Below are 14,930 nucleotides of genomic sequence, written 5' to 3' on the forward strand. Positions count from 1 at the left end.
CGCCGGCACATCCAGCAGCGCCAGCGCCTCGCGCACATATTCCGCGTGCGCGACAATCCCGATCCCCACCGTCTCCCCGCCGACGCGCATCTCCTGCACCAGCACCCCGGCGATGAAGGGGTGCTCCGGCGTCACCGAGCCGGGCAGTTTGCGCGCGGCCGGGGTCCAGAACACCGGACCGCCCGAGTTGCCGGGGAAGACGGCGAAGTCCAGCAGGAAGGTCGGGAACGACCGGATCGGCGTCAGCGGCCATGAGGCGATCCGCCCGGTCCTCAGAATCGGGAAACCCGCGCCGTTTGCCGAATAGCCGTGCGGATAGCCCAGGGTCATCAGCTCGTCCCCCGGCCCCACCTGCCAGCCGGTCAGCGCCTCGGGCACCGCCAGCCAGCCGACCGGGATCGCCGCCTCGGCGAAGGCGCGCGGCGCCTGCACCTCCATCACGGCGATGTCCCGCTGCGGATGCTTGGTCCACAGGGCGTCGCCCTCGTCGTCGCGGATGCGCAGGGGCACCGGGTTGAACCGCCAGCCCCCGTTGCCGGTCTCGACTCGCCAGCCCAGACGGGCGACCGCATTGGGCATGCCGTCCAGCACATGGGCGGCTGTGACCATCACCGTGCGCGGCGTGCCGTCCAGCTTCGGCGCATTGATCAGGAACGCCGTGCCGACCCGCCGGGTCGAATCGTTGACCGGCTGATCGATCTGGATGGTGGCGTTGATCAGGCCGACCGTGAGGTCCCAGGGCGCGCGCTGGGCGTTCTCCACGATCTCGACGACAGGGGGCGGCGGCGCTTCCTGGGGCGGGGTCTGAAGATCGAACATGGCCCTATCCCGCCAGCGAGGTTTGTTCATTTGACGGCGAGCCCTCGCCCCGCGCAAGGTCCGGCGAAATCGGGGGACCCCACATGAATCGCCGCGACCTGCTTGCCACTTCCGCCGCCGCGCTCGCCGCGACCGCCCTCCCCGCCGTCGCAAACGCCAAGCCTTCTGCCGGAGCCTCGATGCCCCAAAACGCCCCCGTTCCGCCTGTCGCGAAGAAAATCCCGGTCACGATCGAGCAACTCGGTCGTACCCGGACCGACGACTATCAGTGGATGAAGGACGACAACTGGCAGCAGGTCCTGCGCGACCCTTCGATCATCAAGGCCGACGTCAAGGAGCACCTCGACGCCGAGAACGCCTATCGCGAGGCCATGATGGCCTCCACCGAGCCGCTCCAGCTGGAGCTGTTCGAGGAGATGAAGGGCCGCATCAAGGAGGATGACTCCTCCGTGCCCCTGAAGGACGGCCCGTGGGAGTACTACGCCCGGTACAACACCGGCGCCCAGCATCCGCTCTACTGCCGCCGCCCGGCCGGCCGCACCGACGGCGAGGTCATCCTGCTGGACGCCAACGCCCTGGCCGAAGGCAAGGCCTATTCTTCTGTCGGCGAGACTGACCACAGCCGCGACCACGCCCTGTTCGCCTGGTCCGAGGACGCCCAAGGCTCCGAGGTCTACGAGATCTTCGTCAAGGACATCGCCTCGGGCCAGTTCCTCGGCGAGACCATCGGCAGCAGCATGGGCGGGATCACCTTCTCGGCCGACGGCGAATGGATCTTCTGGATCAACCGCGACGACAACGGCCGCTCGGACAAGATCCTGAAGCGCCGCACGCGCGGCGGCGAGATCTCCACCGTGTACGAAGAGCCTGACGACGGCATGTACATGGGGCTGAGCCTCAGCGCGGACTACAAGTACATCCTCATCACCTCGGCCAACGGCGAACAGACCGAGATGCGCTACGTCCCCTCGGATCAGCCCGAGGCGACGCCGGTCGTCATCGAGCCGCGCCGCGAGGCCGTCCGCTACGAGGCGGACCACTGGGGCGACCGGTGGGTCATCCGCACCGACGCCGACGGCGCCGTGGACTTCAAGATCGTCACCGCCCCGACCGACGCGCCGGGTCGCGCCAACTGGACCGATCTGGTGCCCTTCACCGAAGGCCGCCTGATCGAGTCGATCTCGGCCTTCTCGGGCCACCTGACCCGCGTCGAGCGCTACGAGGCCAACACCCGCATCGTGGTGCGCACCCGCGACGGCGAGGAGCACGCCATCGCCGTGGACGAGCCCGCCTATGCCCTCTCGCAGGGCGGGACCTACGAGTACGACACGACGACGATGCGCTACGCGTACACCTCGCCGTCAACGCCCACCCAGACCTATGACTACGACATGGCGACCCGCACCCGCACCCTGCGCAAGACGCTGGAGGTGCCGTCGGGCCACAACATCGACGACTATGTCGTCGAGCGCCTGAACGCCCCGGCCAGCGACGGCGCCATGGTCCCGGTCACCGTCCTGCGCCGCAAGTCGACGCCGGTCGACGGCTCGGCCCCGGTCCTGCTGTACGGCTACGGCAGCTATGGCATCCCGATGGGCGCGACCTTCAACACCAACCGCCTGTCTCTGGTCGATCGCGGCTTCATCTACGCCATCGCCCACATTCGCGGCGGCTCGGACAAGGGCTGGGGCTGGTTCCTGGCCGCGCGCCGGATGACCAAGAAGAACACCTTCACGGACTTCATCGCCGCCGCCGAACACCTGATCGAGCGCAACTACGCCCGCGCCGGCAACATCGTCACCCACGGCGGCTCGGCCGGCGGGATGCTGATGGGCGCGATCAACAACATGCGTCCGGACCTCTGGGCCGGCGTCATCGGCGACGTACCCTTCGTCGACGTTATCAACACCATGTCGGACACCAGCCTGCCGCTGACGCCCGGCGAATGGCCCGAATGGGGCGACCCGATCACCGACGCCGCCGCCTATGACTACATGATGAGCTACAGCCCCTACGACCAGGTCGAGGCGAAGGCCTACCCGGCTGTGCTGGCCACCGGCGGCCTGTCCGACCCGCGCGTCACCTACTGGGAGCCGGAAAAGTGGGTGGCGAAGCTGCGCCCCGCCACGACCTCGGGCAAGCCGGTGCTGCTGAAAATCAACATGACCGCCGGCCACTTCAGTTCGTCGGGCCGGTTCGACTATCTGAAGGATATCGCCATCGTCTACGCCTTCGCCATCTGGTCGATCCAGAAGGGCTGGGAGCGGGCCTGAGCCCGCTCTCGCTCAGGGGTCCTACGGATCGAGCGTCCAGGTCCAGATGCCGCCCTCCTGCGCCGTGAACGGTACGAAGCCTCTCAGCTCCTGGTAGCTCTGGCACTCGGTCCCTGCGCTGTAGAAGGTATATGGGCCCGGATACTCGACGCACAGATTGTGCGAACCCTGCCAATTCCGGCCGGAGTCGTCCGTGGCGTCGGCATAGAAGTAGAAGTTGGCGTTGTCCGTGCTGACGATGTTCTCGCAATCGCCGTTGGCGACGTCATACCAGCCCCGGTTCATAAACCGGTTTCCGCCGACCTCGACATAGGACACCGCCACAGTGGCGTCGCGGCCGCTGTAGTTGCAGACGCGCAGATCCACGATCGGACGGTTGCTGACACCTGGCTTGGACTGGACTGCGGCTGCTTCCGGAGCTCCCGGAGCCGACAAGGCCAACGCTGCGGCCATGACGAGTTGAGCAGACATGAATACGACCCCCTTTGGTAATTCTCCGATCGCAGAATAAGCCGCAAATCGCCGTTCCCTCAACTGACCGAGTCTGATCCGTGCTCCCAGTCATTCGCGACGCCATCGACACCGACCTGAAGGCGATCACTGCGATCTATTCGGACGAAGTTATCCACAGGACGGCGACGTTCGAATTGGACGCTCCGGACGAGGCCGAGATGGCGCGCCGCGTCGATGCGGTTCGCGCCCAGGACCTCCCGTGGCTCGTCGCCGAATCGGATGGCGAGGTCGCGGGCTATGCCTACCTCGCTCCGTTCCGCCTCCGTCCCGCCTACCGGTACTGCGTTGAATTATCGGCCTATGTCGCGCCGCATGCCCAGGGCCACGGTGTCGGCAAGGCCCTGATGGCCGCCCTGATCGAACGCGCCCGTGAACGTGGGCTGCGCCACCTGATCGGTGTCATCGGCGACAGCGAGAACGCCGCCTCCATCGGCCTGCACCGCTCCGCCGGCTTCCGCGAAGCGGGGGTCTGGCGCGAAACCGGCTGGAAATTCGATCGCTGGATCAACGTCGTGCTGATGCAACTTGACCTGATGCCCGAAGGCGGACCGCCTCCCGGCGACGGCCTGCGGCTCTGAGGTCCGTTGCCTCTCCGGTCTCTTCCGCCTAGATCTGCCCCATGGTCCTGATCCGGACATTGACGCTGCTGCTCGGCGCTCTCGCCGCGCTGACGCTGGGCGCCCTGCCCGCGCCCGCGAACGCCGACGTCATGCCGCCGTGCCACGAGACCTCGTCCGGCCATCACGCTCCCGGCGATACGCCCGCGCCTGAAAAACCTATGAAACCCATGGGTTGCTGTGTCGCCTGCGTCGCCACGGTCGCGCCCGAGCCGCCCCTGCGCGGCGGCGTCTTCCTGCCCGCGCCCCCTCGCGCCCTGATCGCCGCCCTGCTGCCGGTCGGCGAGACCCTGTCGCCGGACCCGCACCCTCCCCGCTGATCGACGCCTGAAACCGCGCGGTTCGTCCGCATTTTCAAGCTTTTCGATCTCTGGAGGCCATCTTGGCTCACACCGTTTTCGCGCCGCTCGCCGGCGCATCCCTGCTCGCGCTCGCCCTCCCGGCCGCCGCGCAGGACCACTCGCATCATCAGACCCCAGCCCAGGCCGATCCTCACGCCGGTCACGACATGTCATTGATGCAGCACGACAATCACGACGACAACCACAGCGCCGCGACCAGCCCTCTCGGCGCCTGGCCCATGACCCGCGACGCCTCCGGCACCAGCTGGCAGCCGGACCTGTCCCGCCACGGCGGCGTCCACTGGAACCGCGGCGCCTGGTCGTTCATGAGCCACGCCCAGATCAACCTCGTCCACGACTGGCAGAACGGCCCGCGCGGCGACGACAAGACCTTCGTCAGCGGCATGATCATGGGCTCCGCCCGCCGCGACTTCGCCGACGGCTCGACCCTTAACCTGCGCGCCATGCTCAGCCCCGATCCCCTGATGGGCAAGGAGGGCTTCCCGCTTCTGCTCGCCGCGGGCGAGACAGCCGACGGCGTCAACCCGTTGATCGACCGACAACATCCGCACGAGCTGGTGATGGAGCTGTCGGCGTCCTACAGCCGCCGCCTGACGGAGAAGGACACCCTCTACGCCTACCTCGGCCTGCCCGGCGAACCGGCCTTCGGCCCGCCCGCCTTCATGCACCGCATGAGCGCCATGGACAGCCCGGAAGCGCCGATCACCCACCACTGGCTGGACTCGACCCACATCGTCTTCGGCGTGGCCACGCTTGGCTGGGCGCATGACGCCTTCAAGCTGGAAAGCTCCGCCTTCCGCGGCCGCGAACCGGATCAGGACCGTTACGACATCGAGCGCCCCGAACTGGACAGTTGGTCCGTCCGCGCCTCGTGGAATCCGTCGCCGGAATGGTCCTTGCAGGCCTCATGGGCCGACGTGACCGCGCCGGAGCAACTGGAGCCTGACGAGGACGAGACCAAATGGTCGGCCAGCGCCATCCACACCCGCCCCTTCGGCGCGGACGGCTGGCATTCGGCCACCCTCGCCTGGGGTCGCAAGACCAACGACCACGGCGAATCGAAGGTCGCCTGGCTGCTTGAGGGCGCCATCAGCCCGGACGACCGCTGGACCCTGTTTGCTCGCGCCGAGCGGATCGAGACGGACGAATTGGTTCCCGGCGTCGGTGGCGGTCACGGAGACCTCTACACCGTGTCCAAGGCCTCGCTCGGCGCGGTGCACGACTGGCGGATCGCGCCAAACGTCCGCTTCGGGCTGGGCGCGCTCTACAGCCTCAACCAGGTCCCCGGCCCGCTCGAGCCGCTGTACGGCGGCGATCCCGACGGCGGCATGATCTTCGCCCGGATCAAGGTGCAGTAGGCAGCGCAGCCTGACCCCTCCACCACGCTACGCGTGGTCCCCCTCCCCACCTCCGGTGGAGAGATGAGCAGGCGCAGTTCACCTCTCCATCGAAGATGGGGAGGTGGCTCGACGCGCTCGCGCGGCGAGCCGGAGGGGTTTAGTGCGGCGCGATATCGTCCGGCGGCGTGGTCAGCCACGGCGCCAGCCGGAACCGGCGCGGGGGGGTTCCCAGCGTCCGATGCAGTATGAACTGCCGGGCGAAGTCGACCACCGCACGGATGGTCTGCTCGTCGAACGGCTTGGACACCGCGCCCAAGGCGCCGGCGAAGCCTTCGGGAATCTGCTCGGGATTGGCGGTCAGGAAGACGACGGCGCAGTTGTGGTCCGCGACCAGCTTCTGTGCGATCTGCGGGCCTGTCATCCCGTCAAGCAGGTTGACGTCGATCAGCGCCAGATCCGGCGTTTCGCGATCCGCGATCGCAAAGGCGCTGACCTTGTCCATCGCGCAGCCCACGACGTCGCAGCCGGACTCGCCCAGCACGAGCTCCAGTTCCATGGCGAGTAGCGCCTGATCCTCGACGATCATGACCCTGAGGTCGGGCGATGCGATCACTGGTCTCCCCCACTGCTAACCACACGCATTAACACCGTTTGTGTCGGTTAGCGGACAGTCCAACGCACCAATGGCTATTCGGTTCTGCGTAGAGTAGGAATTACCGGCGAATTCAAGCGTCGGGGGAATGATGGCCGCGCCAGCGGAAGACCGGATCGTCGAACTCCAGCGACGTCTGTTGGGCGGCTACCAGCTGCTGCAGACGCTGGTGGGGATTCGCCTGCGGGCCGTCGACGATCCCGAAAGCGTCCGCCACCTCACCTGGCTCAGCGACGTCACCGCCGCGATGGAGCTGATCAGCCGCCGTATGACGACCGAAGGCCCGCTGGATTTCGGTGGCTACCTCGAGGATGTCGCCGCCTTCTGGACCCGCGCTTGTGAGGGCCGCCCGGTGCGGCTGGACGTTCGCGGTCAGGCGGCGTTGCTGCCCGACAGCCACCTGCTGCCGCTGGCCATCATCACGCACGAGCTGATCTCCAACGCCTGCCGCCACGCCTTCCCCGAAGGCCGTCGCGGCTCGATCGCCGTCGCCTTCTCCCGCGCGGTGGGCGGCGTCAGCCTGGTCGTCCGCGATTCGGGCATCGGGCAGGAACGGCTCCAGCCGGGCGAGGGTCTGTCGCTGGTGCAGGGTCTGGTCGAGCACCTCGGCGGCTCCATGAGCATCGAGACGGCCCCCGAAGCCGGCGTCGGCGTACGCATCCGCCTGCCGCTGGAAACAACCGCGCACTGATCGCTGTCAGCCGGCTTTCGGCGACGGCAGGATGCCCAGCGTCCGGTACAGCGGCAGAATCTGCATCAGGAACCGTTCAGCCTTCTCGCCGAGAACCTGCAGGTTCTCCTCGCGAGACACCACGTCCCTGCCGTCCTTCGTCGCCCGCTCATTGGTGCGCTCGAACACCGCCCAAACGCGGGCGGCCAAGGCCTCCGGCGTCCGGGCGCCTTCGTTCCACGCCTGCAGGAACAGTTGCGTCGAGCGGGTCGTCAGCACCCCGCCGCCGGTCACCGGCGACGCCATATGCTTCAACTGCCGACCGGACAGCGCGCGTTCCAGAACCAGGGCGTTGTAGCCGTCACACTGGCCACGCGTCGTCGGCGTCGCCTCACGGGCCGGTCGCACCACGCCCATTCCGGTCAGCACTGTCAGCGCGGCGATGACGTCATCGAAAGAAGCGCTGGCGGTTTCCGCGAGGACCGCGGCTGTCTTCGGCCGGAAGGCCTCGGCGGCGAGAGCCTCGCTCAGCGGCCGATAGATTGCCTCCGGAAGCGTCGCCTCTCCAAGCGCTCCTGAGATACGGAAGTCGATCTCGTCCAGCGGACAGATCAGCACGAAGGCCTGCGCGCCGAGACGCGCGTCCTGCTCCAGCTTCGACAGCCGGATCGCGCCCTTCACGAAGATGTCCGGCCGGAACCGCTGGTTGACCAGATAGTCGCGCACCGACTCCCGCATCACCGGCTCGCTGATCTCCGCCAGCAAGGCCACGCCGTCGGCCGGTATGTTGATCTCGGCGATCCGATCCAGCAGCCGGGCCGAGTCGACGAAGGTCAGCTTGGCCCCGGCCATCTCCGTCGCCACGTCCGAGAAGTACGGCACATGCCAGTCCGCGTTGAAATACTCGTGAGCGATATAGCGCCGGCTCTGCTTCGCCAGCCCGGCCGCATGCTTCGTGGCCTGCGGCTCATCCCTGAAGAATCGCGGTCCGGCGGCAGTCACCTTGCCCACGAAGGCCAAGGCGCGATCGACCTCGGCCTCCGGCGTCGTCGCCGCCTCGCTGCCCCTTGCCCGACCCAAATTCAGCAGGTGTCGCACCGCCCCGCGCGACGCCCAGCCCGGCATGCAGTTGTAGCTGAGATAGACCACCCCGCCGCGCCGTAGCTTCTTCCGGATCAGGTCCAGAATCACCCGCCGGTTCTCGTCCGACACCCAGCTCCAGACGCCATGCAGGGCGATGACGTCGAACATCGGCAGATCCTTGCGCGCGGCGAAGGCGGCGAAGGACTCGTCAGACAAATGAACCGTCGCGCCGGATCGCTCTGCGAGCCCCTCGGCGTGCAGCACGTGGGCCGGGTTGAAATCGACGCCGTGGAACGCGCCCTCGCTGCCGGCGGCGTGCAGATTGATCGACACCCCCTGCCCGAAGCCCAGTTCCAGATAGGTCGACGCGTCGGGGATCTCGCAATGCACGCCGGCCGTCAGGCAGGCCAGACGCAGATGGTCGGGGCCCATCTCGTGGTAGTAGCCGAAGGTGTAGTCGAGCCCGGCGTAATAGCCCTCGGACCAGTCCATGCGCGTCCCTGCGAAGCCTCGGCGCGGTTCACCCGGCCTTCCAGCAGTCTAGACCGCCAGCGACGCCGAACCGGAAGCGCAAATGCGCGCAGCCGCCCCGTGAGGGCGTGCCAACGTCTCGATTGTGAGGACTAAACGCGCCCGGAAGCGGATGGCTGGGGAACTAGGACTCGAACCTAGAATGACGGTACCAAAAACCGGAGTGTTACCATTACACCATTCCCCAGCAGGTCCGGCGCGGCCCCTCCTTGCGGCGGGGAGGCGGTCGGATACGCCAAGGTCGCGCGGGACGCAACAGGATTTTCGAAGGAATGCGCATCGAAAGCGCGACACCCCGAAAACGACCTGAAACAGAAGACCTGCGCTCGGCGAGCAGCCGTCGGCGGACTAATTTCAAACAGGCGTTTTCTTCGCTTGCGGGGGCCAGACCCCGTAGCTATAAGCCCCCTCCTCAAGTCGGAGTGTGGCTCAGCCTGGTAGAGCACTGCGTTCGGGACGCAGGGGTCGGAGGTTCGAATCCTCTCACTCCGACCATTCTTTCAACGTCTTCCCGAGGGGCGTTGGGCGGGGCGCGCAAGCGCCCTTTTTGCTGCCCGGAACACGGCCGGCTGCGACCATGCGGACATTGCGATCCGTTCTCAGGATGGGTAGGCCAGCTTCACAATCGATGTGGAGAGAGCCGATGTCCCTGCGCCGCGCCATGATGGCCGCCGTCGCCCTGATCGCCCTGCCCCTGGCCGCCTGCGGCAATGGCGAGACCGCGAAGACCGATACCGCCGCGACGGGCGGCGTGCTGAACCTCTACACCGCCCGCCACTATGACGCGGACCAGCAGCTGTATCGCCTGTTCGAGGAGAAGACGGGCATCAAGGTCAACAGCGTGGACGGCAATCCGGACCAGCTGATCGCCCGCATGCGCACCGAGGGCGCCAACAGCCCGGCGGACGTCTTCGTCGCCGCCGACGCCGGCGCCCTGTGGCGCGCGCAGGAGGCAGGTCTGCTGCAGCCGACCAGTTCCGAAGCCCTGAACGCCGCCATCCCGGCCAATCTGCGCGAGCCCGAGGGCCACTGGTTCGGCCTGGCCCGCCGCGCCCGCATCGTCGCCTACGACACGACCAAGGTCCGGCCCGAGGAGGTCGACACCTATGAAGAGATCGCCTCGCCCCGCTTCCGCGGCAAGCTGTGCGTCCGCTCGGCCGACAGCGTCTACAACCTGTCGCTGGTCGGCGCCCTGATCGAGGCCTGGGGCCCCGAGAAGGCCGGCGAGTGGGTGCGCGGCGTGGTCGCCAACATGGCCCGTCCGCCCGAAGGCGGCGACCGCGACCAGATGCGTGCAGTCAACGCCGGCGTCTGCGAGATCGCCCTGACCAACAGCTACTACTGGATCCGCATGGCCAATGGCGACGACGCCGCCGACAAGGCCGTCACGGACAAGGTCAAGCTGGCCTTCCCGTCGCTGGACGGACAGGGCGCGCATGTGAACGTCTCGGGCGGCGGCGTGGCCCGCAATGCGCCGAACCGCGAGAACGCCGTCCGCTTCCTCGAATTCCTCGCCACGCCTGAGGCCCAGGCCATCATCGCCGGGGCCAACAACGAGTACACGGCCGCCAACGGCGTGCCGAACCCGGCGGCGGTCCAGCCCTATGCCAACTTCACCGCCAACCCGATGCCGGTGACCGCCTATGGCCGCAACCAGGCCCAGGCGCAGTCGCTGATGTCGGCGGCCGGTTGGCGCTGAGCTCGATCCTGACGAAGGGGCGCGGGGGAGCCCTGTCTCCCCTGCCCCTGATCGGCGCCCTCGCGGCGCTGGTCGCCATCCTGCCGCTGGTCAATGTCGTCGCCGTCGCCTTTTCCGGCGAGACGGCGGACATCGCCGCGGGGGACCTGATCCGCTACGCCCTGACCTCGGCCGGGCTGGCGGCGCTGGTGGCGCTGATCACCGGCGTGGCCGGAACGCTGGCGGCGTGGCTGGTGGTCATGCACCGCTTTCCCGGCCGGAGCGTCTTCGCCTGGGCGCTGGCCCTGCCCTTCGCCATGCCGGCCTTCGCCGTGGCCTATGCCTACGCCGACCTGCTGGACGTCGGCGGCGATCTGCAGATGGCGCTGAGAGCGTCCGGGATCGAGCTGAGCTGGTTGAACATCCGCAGCCTGCCCGGCGCGGCCTTCGTCCTGTCCTGCGCCTTCTACCCTTACGTCTACCTCGCCATGCGCGCCGCCTTCGTGAACCTGCCGGTGCAGGCGCTGGAGACCGCGCGGACGCTGGGCTGCACCCCCCGGCAGGCCTTCCTGCGCGTCGCCGTGCCGATGGCACGGCCGGCGCTGGCGGCGGGCGTGGCGCTGGCGGTCATGGAGACCCTCGCCGACTTCGGCACGGTCCAGTTCCTCGCCGTGCAGACCCTGACTACCGGCGTGGTGCGGGCGTGGTTCGTCTATGGCTCCGTCGCCTCCGCCGCCCAGTTCGCCCTGCCCCTGCTGGGTGCCGCCGCCCTGCTGCTGTGGGTCGAGCGCGCCTCGCGCAGTCGCAAGAGCTACGGCGCGGCCGGCGGACGTTGGCGGCCCCTGCCGGTTACGGACCTGACCGGCGCAAAGGCCTGGAGCGCGACCGCCTTTTGCTTAGGCCTGATCGCGCTGGGTCTGCTGGTCCCCGCCGGCTGGCTGGCGTGGAGTTCCTTCGGTCTGACGCCCGACTGGCCGCGTCTGATGACCGCCGCGCGCAACAGCCTGGGCCTCGGGATCGGCGGCGCCTTGCTGACGGTTGGATTGGCGACCGCCCTGGCTCTGGCGGCGAAACGAATGCCGCTGGCCGCGCGGATGGCCAGCCTCGGCTATTCGACGCCCGGCGCCGTGATGGCGATCGGCCTGCTGCTGCCGGCGGGCTGGTTGTGGTCGGTCTCGCCCGGCGGATCGGCAAACGTCGTCGCCGGCGTCGCCATCCTGCTCTACGCCTATGCCGCACGCCTGATGGCCGCCGCGCTGGAGCCGGTCGACGCCGGCCTGTCGCGCGTGACCCCGTCCATGGTTCAGGCCGCGCGCAGCCTCGGCGCCGGCGAGACCGGAGCCGCCCTTCGGGTCCAGCTGCCGATCGCCGCCCCGGCCCTGTTCACCGCCGGTCTGGTCGTTCTGGTGGATGTGCTGAAGGAGTTGCCGGCGACCCTGATCCTGCGGCCGTTCAACTTCGACACCCTGGCGGTGATCGCCGACAACTATGCCCGCGACGAGCGGCTGGCCAACGCCGGCTGGCCGTCGCTGATGCTGGTGGCCCTGGCCCTGCCCGCCGTGATCTGGCTGAGCCGCCGGGTCGCCCATGCCCGACCGGGAAGTCCATGACCCAGACCGTTCACCCGCCCGTTTTGAGCGTCGAGGGCGTCAGCCGCCATTACGGCGCGCGCGCCGCAGTCAGCGAGGCCAGCCTGACGCTGGAGGCCGGCCGCATCACCTGCCTGCTGGGTCCGTCCGGCTCGGGCAAGAGCACCCTGCTGCGCCTGATCGCCGGGCTGGAGCCGGTCGATGCCGGGACCATTCGCTCGGGCGAGACCCTGCTGTCGGAGCCCGGTCGCACCACGCCGCCTGAACAGCGAGGGACCGGGCTGGTGTTTCAGGACTACGCCCTGTTTCCGCATCTGACCACGCTGGAGAACGTCCGCTTCGGTCTCTCCGACCGGCCGCGCCGCGAGGGCAAGGCCCGGTCGCTGGAGGCGCTGGAGCGCGTGGGTCTGGGCGACCGAGGCAACGCCTGGCCGCACGCCCTGTCCGGCGGAGAACAGCAGCGCGTGGCGCTGGCCCGCAGCCTCGTGCGCGAGCCCGCCGCCATCCTGCTGGACGAGCCCTTCTCCGGCCTCGACGCCCATCTGAAGGCCGGGGTGCGCGAGGAACTGACGGCGGCGCTGAGGGCGGCCGGCGCCGCGGTCCTGATCGTCACTCACGACGCCGGCGAGGCCCTGATGATGGCCGACACACTGGTGCTGATGGACGACGGCCGTGTGATCCAGTCCGGCCCGCCAGCGGACTGCCATGACCGCCCCGCCTCGGTCGCCGCCGCCCGCCTGCTGGGCGAGGTCAATGTCGCGCCGGTCGTCGTCCGGCAGGGCATGGCCTCGACGCCGTGGGGAACCACACCGGCGCCCGGCGTCGCCGACGGCCCCGCCAGCCTGCTGCTGCGCCCGCACCACCTGACGCCCGGCGGCGATGGTCCAGGCGCGGAGGTGATCGCGCGTCGCTACGGCGGGGCGTGGAGCGAGGCCGATCTGCGGCTGGACGGCCAGGTCTGGCGCGTGCGCATGACCGGCGAGCCGCCCGCGGTCGGCGCCATCGTTCCGCTGGGCGCGGACCTGTCGAAGGCGACCGTCGTCGCGGGCTGAGACTCAGCCCTTCGCCCGCTCCGCGACCTCGGCGAGACGCCGCCCGACCGTCTCGATCGTCCGCTCGCCCAGAGCCCTGCGGCGCGCCAGGAGGTCGGGCGAGCCTGCGTCGTAGTCGGCCATCAACTGCTTCACGAACGCGCCCGAGCGGACGTCCGCCAGCACATCGTCCATCGCCGCCAGCGACGCCTCGCCGATGACCCTCGGTCCCGTCAGATAGGCGCCGTACTCCGCCGTGTTCGAGATGCGCCCGAACGCCCCGGCGATGCCCATGGAGAACATCAGGTCGGTGACCAACTTCAGCTCGTAGAAGCATTCGAACCAGGCGACCTCTGGCGGATAGCCGGCGTCGACCAGCTTCATGAACGCCCCGTCGACCAGATCCTTCACCCCGCCGCACAGCACCACCTGCTCGCCGAACAGATCGCTCTCGCACTCGGCCGCGAAGGTGGTCTCCAGAATGCCCTTGCGCCCGCAGCCCAGCGCCGCCGCGTAGGACAGGCCCAGCGCATGGGCCCCGCCGCTGGCGTCCTGATGCACGCCGAACAGGCAGAAGACGCCCTCCCCCTCGACGTACAGATCACGGATGCGCGGCCCGATGCCCTTGGGCGAGGCCAGAATGACGTCCAGATCGGCGCGCGGCGTCACCAGACCGAACCGCACCGACAGGCCGTGGGCGAAGATCAGAGCCGCGCCCGGCTTCATGTTGGGCTCCAGTTCGTCGCGCCACAGGTCCCGGTGCGCCTCGTCCGAGACCATGACCGCGACCACGTCCGCGCCGGTTGCGGCCTCGGCGGCGGTCATGACCGTGAAGCTGTCCGCCTCGGCCTTGGCCCGCGTCTTCGAGCCCGCCTTTAACCCCACGACGATGTCGGTCACGCCCGAGTCCCGCAGGTTCAGCGCATGGGTCCGCCCCTGGCTGCCATAGCCGATCATGGCCACCCGCTTGCCGCGGATGATCGAAAGGTCGCAGTCGCGGTCATGGAACGCGGGGAGCGGCGTCGCTATTTTCTGGGTCATGAGCACAGACCTACAGCCTTCCGACGTCATCGGCTTCTGGAAAGACGCCGGCCCCGACATGTGGTTCGCCAAGGACGATGTCTTCGACGCCACCTTCCGCCAGCGGTTTGAGCACGGCCACATGATGGCCGCCCGGCGCGAGCTGGATCACTGGGCCGACACGGCCGAGGGATCGCTGGCCCTGCTGATCCTGCTGGACCAGTTCCCGCGCAACTGCTTCCGCGGCACCGCGCACCAGTTCGCCACCGACCCGCTGGCCCGGATGTTCGCCAATCAGGCTGTCGAGCGCGGCCAGCACCTCGCGTTCGAGACCGAGCTGCGCAACTTCATCCTCCTGCCGTTCGAGCATTCCGAAGAGCTGGCGGATCAGGACCGCTACCTCGAGCTGATCGGCGAGGACGAGGAGCTCCGCAAATGGGGCCACCTCCACCGCGACATCATCGTCCGCTTCGGCCGCTTCCCCCACCGCAACGCCAGCCTCGGCCGCGCGACGACCGCAGAGGAGCAGGCGTTTCTGAATGAGGGCGGGTTCGGGGGTTAACCCCTCCACCAAGTGAGGTTGTGATCCTCATCTGACGGCTCACCTCTCCATCGAAGATGGGGAGGTGGGTCGGCCGCGCAGCGGACGAGACGGAGGGGTTGTGTGCGCAAGTCACCCCTCCACCACCGGCTACGCCGGTGGTCCCCCTCCCCACCTGCGGTGGAGAGGTGAGCAGTCCTGAACCAAGTTC

At 68.5% G+C, this 14,930-nt stretch carries 14 protein-coding genes and 2 tRNA genes; 10 read left to right on the plus strand and 6 right to left on the minus strand.

Annotated features, from left to right (window positions below; genetic code table 11):
- Positions 1–819 (minus strand): trypsin-like serine peptidase (locus ABDZ95_RS11810; protein ID WP_343793963.1); only part of this gene is annotated, 819 nt, incomplete at its 3' end.
- A gap of 83 nt (positions 820–902) precedes the next feature.
- Between ABDZ95_RS11810 and ABDZ95_RS11815 the strand changes: the two genes are divergently transcribed.
- Positions 903–3,092: a S9 family peptidase gene (locus ABDZ95_RS11815; protein ID WP_343793965.1), complete on the plus strand. Its 2,190-nt coding sequence runs from the start codon at positions 903–905 to the stop codon at positions 3,090–3,092.
- Between the two features lie 21 nt (positions 3,093–3,113).
- Here the strand turns inward: ABDZ95_RS11815 and ABDZ95_RS11820 are convergent, their stop codons facing one another.
- A complete protein-coding gene (locus ABDZ95_RS11820) occupies positions 3,114–3,563 on the minus strand; it encodes a DUF1036 domain-containing protein (protein WP_343793967.1) in 450 nt (149 codons plus the stop codon).
- Between the two features lie 80 nt (positions 3,564–3,643).
- Here ABDZ95_RS11820 and ABDZ95_RS11825 point away from each other — a divergent pair, with 80 nt between their 5' ends.
- The 3 genes from ABDZ95_RS11825 (at position 3,644) to ABDZ95_RS11835 (ending at position 5,942) form a co-directional block, all read left to right on the plus strand.
- The gene (locus ABDZ95_RS11825; protein WP_343793969.1) at positions 3,644–4,183 is read left to right on the plus strand and encodes a GNAT family N-acetyltransferase; all 540 of its coding nucleotides are present in this window, start codon (positions 3,644–3,646) and stop codon (positions 4,181–4,183) included.
- A gap of 41 nt (positions 4,184–4,224) precedes the next feature.
- Positions 4,225–4,542, plus strand: a complete 318-nt coding sequence (locus ABDZ95_RS11830) for a hypothetical protein (RefSeq protein WP_343793971.1) — start codon at positions 4,225–4,227, stop codon at positions 4,540–4,542.
- Between the two features lie 62 nt (positions 4,543–4,604).
- Positions 4,605–5,942 carry a hypothetical protein gene (locus ABDZ95_RS11835; protein ID WP_343793973.1) on the plus strand — a complete coding sequence of 446 codons (1,338 nt, stop codon included), beginning with the start codon at positions 4,605–4,607 and terminating at the stop codon, positions 5,940–5,942.
- A 139-nt stretch (positions 5,943–6,081) separates the two neighbouring features.
- Here the strand turns inward: ABDZ95_RS11835 and ABDZ95_RS11840 are convergent, their stop codons facing one another.
- Positions 6,082–6,537 carry a response regulator gene (locus tag ABDZ95_RS11840; RefSeq protein WP_343793975.1) on the minus strand — a complete coding sequence of 152 codons (456 nt, stop codon included), beginning with the start codon at positions 6,535–6,537 and terminating at the stop codon, positions 6,082–6,084.
- 130 nt (positions 6,538–6,667) lie between these two features.
- Between ABDZ95_RS11840 and ABDZ95_RS11845 the strand changes: the two genes are divergently transcribed.
- Positions 6,668–7,267, plus strand: coding sequence for a sensor histidine kinase (locus ABDZ95_RS11845; RefSeq protein ID WP_343793977.1), 600 nt, complete (start codon positions 6,668–6,670; stop codon positions 7,265–7,267).
- Between the two features lie 6 nt (positions 7,268–7,273).
- On the opposite strand, the gene ABDZ95_RS11850 is transcribed toward ABDZ95_RS11845, so the two are convergent.
- Complete coding sequence (locus tag ABDZ95_RS11850) at positions 7,274–8,821, minus strand: methyltransferase regulatory domain-containing protein (protein WP_343793979.1); 1,548 nt, start codon at positions 8,819–8,821, stop codon at positions 7,274–7,276.
- 152 nt (positions 8,822–8,973) lie between these two features.
- Positions 8,974–9,047, minus strand: a tRNA-Gln gene (locus ABDZ95_RS11855).
- Positions 9,048–9,278: 231 nt separating this feature from the next.
- On the opposite strand from ABDZ95_RS11855, the gene ABDZ95_RS11860 reads away from it, so the two are divergent.
- From ABDZ95_RS11860 to ABDZ95_RS11875, 4 genes are all read left to right on the plus strand, one after another.
- Positions 9,279–9,355 (plus strand) — tRNA-Pro (locus ABDZ95_RS11860).
- A 148-nt stretch (positions 9,356–9,503) separates the two neighbouring features.
- Positions 9,504–10,559 (plus strand): extracellular solute-binding protein, encoded by a 1,056-nt coding sequence (locus tag ABDZ95_RS11865; protein WP_343793981.1) that lies wholly within the window; start codon positions 9,504–9,506, stop codon positions 10,557–10,559.
- Entirely contained in the window at positions 10,550–12,148 is a 1,599-nt protein-coding gene (locus ABDZ95_RS11870) for an ABC transporter permease (protein WP_343793983.1), read from the plus strand. Before ABDZ95_RS11865 ends, ABDZ95_RS11870 begins: the two co-directional genes overlap by 10 nt.
- Complete coding sequence (locus ABDZ95_RS11875; protein ID WP_343793985.1) at positions 12,145–13,179, plus strand: ABC transporter ATP-binding protein; 1,035 nt, start codon at positions 12,145–12,147, stop codon at positions 13,177–13,179. Before ABDZ95_RS11870 ends, ABDZ95_RS11875 begins: the two co-directional genes overlap by 4 nt.
- Before the next feature lie 3 nt (positions 13,180–13,182).
- Here the strand turns inward: ABDZ95_RS11875 and ilvC are convergent, their stop codons facing one another.
- A complete protein-coding gene (gene ilvC, locus ABDZ95_RS11880; RefSeq protein ID WP_343793987.1) occupies positions 13,183–14,199 on the minus strand; it encodes a ketol-acid reductoisomerase in 1,017 nt (338 codons plus the stop codon).
- Here ilvC and ABDZ95_RS11885 point away from each other — a divergent pair.
- Positions 14,198–14,740: a DUF924 family protein gene (locus ABDZ95_RS11885; RefSeq protein WP_343793989.1), complete on the plus strand. Its 543-nt coding sequence runs from the start codon at positions 14,198–14,200 to the stop codon at positions 14,738–14,740. The two genes, ilvC and ABDZ95_RS11885, sit on opposite strands and share 2 nt — an antisense overlap.
- Positions 14,741–14,930: the final 190 nt, after the last annotated feature.

It is taken from the genome of Brevundimonas kwangchunensis, assembly GCF_039523815.1.
In the GTDB taxonomy this organism is placed as follows: domain Bacteria; phylum Pseudomonadota; class Alphaproteobacteria; order Caulobacterales; family Caulobacteraceae; genus Brevundimonas; species Brevundimonas kwangchunensis.

What these genes read in the sequence shown, in the direction of transcription:
- ABDZ95_RS11815 (WP_343793965.1), top strand. Translation starts at nt 903, where the DNA reads ATGAATCGCCGCGACCTGCTTGCCACTTCCGCCGCCGCGCTCGCCGCG.
- ABDZ95_RS11820 (WP_343793967.1), bottom strand. Translation starts at nt 3,563, where the DNA reads ATGTCTGCTCAACTCGTCATGGCCGCAGCGTTGGCCTTGTCGGCTCCG.
- ABDZ95_RS11830 (WP_343793971.1), top strand. Translation starts at nt 4,225, where the DNA reads ATGGTCCTGATCCGGACATTGACGCTGCTGCTCGGCGCTCTCGCCGCG.
- ABDZ95_RS11845 (WP_343793977.1), top strand. Translation starts at nt 6,668, where the DNA reads ATGGCCGCGCCAGCGGAAGACCGGATCGTCGAACTCCAGCGACGTCTG.
- ABDZ95_RS11850 (WP_343793979.1), bottom strand. Translation starts at nt 8,821, where the DNA reads ATGGACTGGTCCGAGGGCTATTACGCCGGGCTCGACTACACCTTCGGC.
- ABDZ95_RS11865 (WP_343793981.1), top strand. Translation starts at nt 9,504, where the DNA reads ATGTCCCTGCGCCGCGCCATGATGGCCGCCGTCGCCCTGATCGCCCTG.
- ABDZ95_RS11875 (WP_343793985.1), top strand. Translation starts at nt 12,145, where the DNA reads ATGACCCAGACCGTTCACCCGCCCGTTTTGAGCGTCGAGGGCGTCAGC.
- ABDZ95_RS11885 (WP_343793989.1), top strand. Translation starts at nt 14,198, where the DNA reads ATGAGCACAGACCTACAGCCTTCCGACGTCATCGGCTTCTGGAAAGAC.
- ilvC (WP_343793987.1), bottom strand. Translation starts at nt 14,199, where the DNA reads ATGACCCAGAAAATAGCGACGCCGCTCCCCGCGTTCCATGACCGCGAC.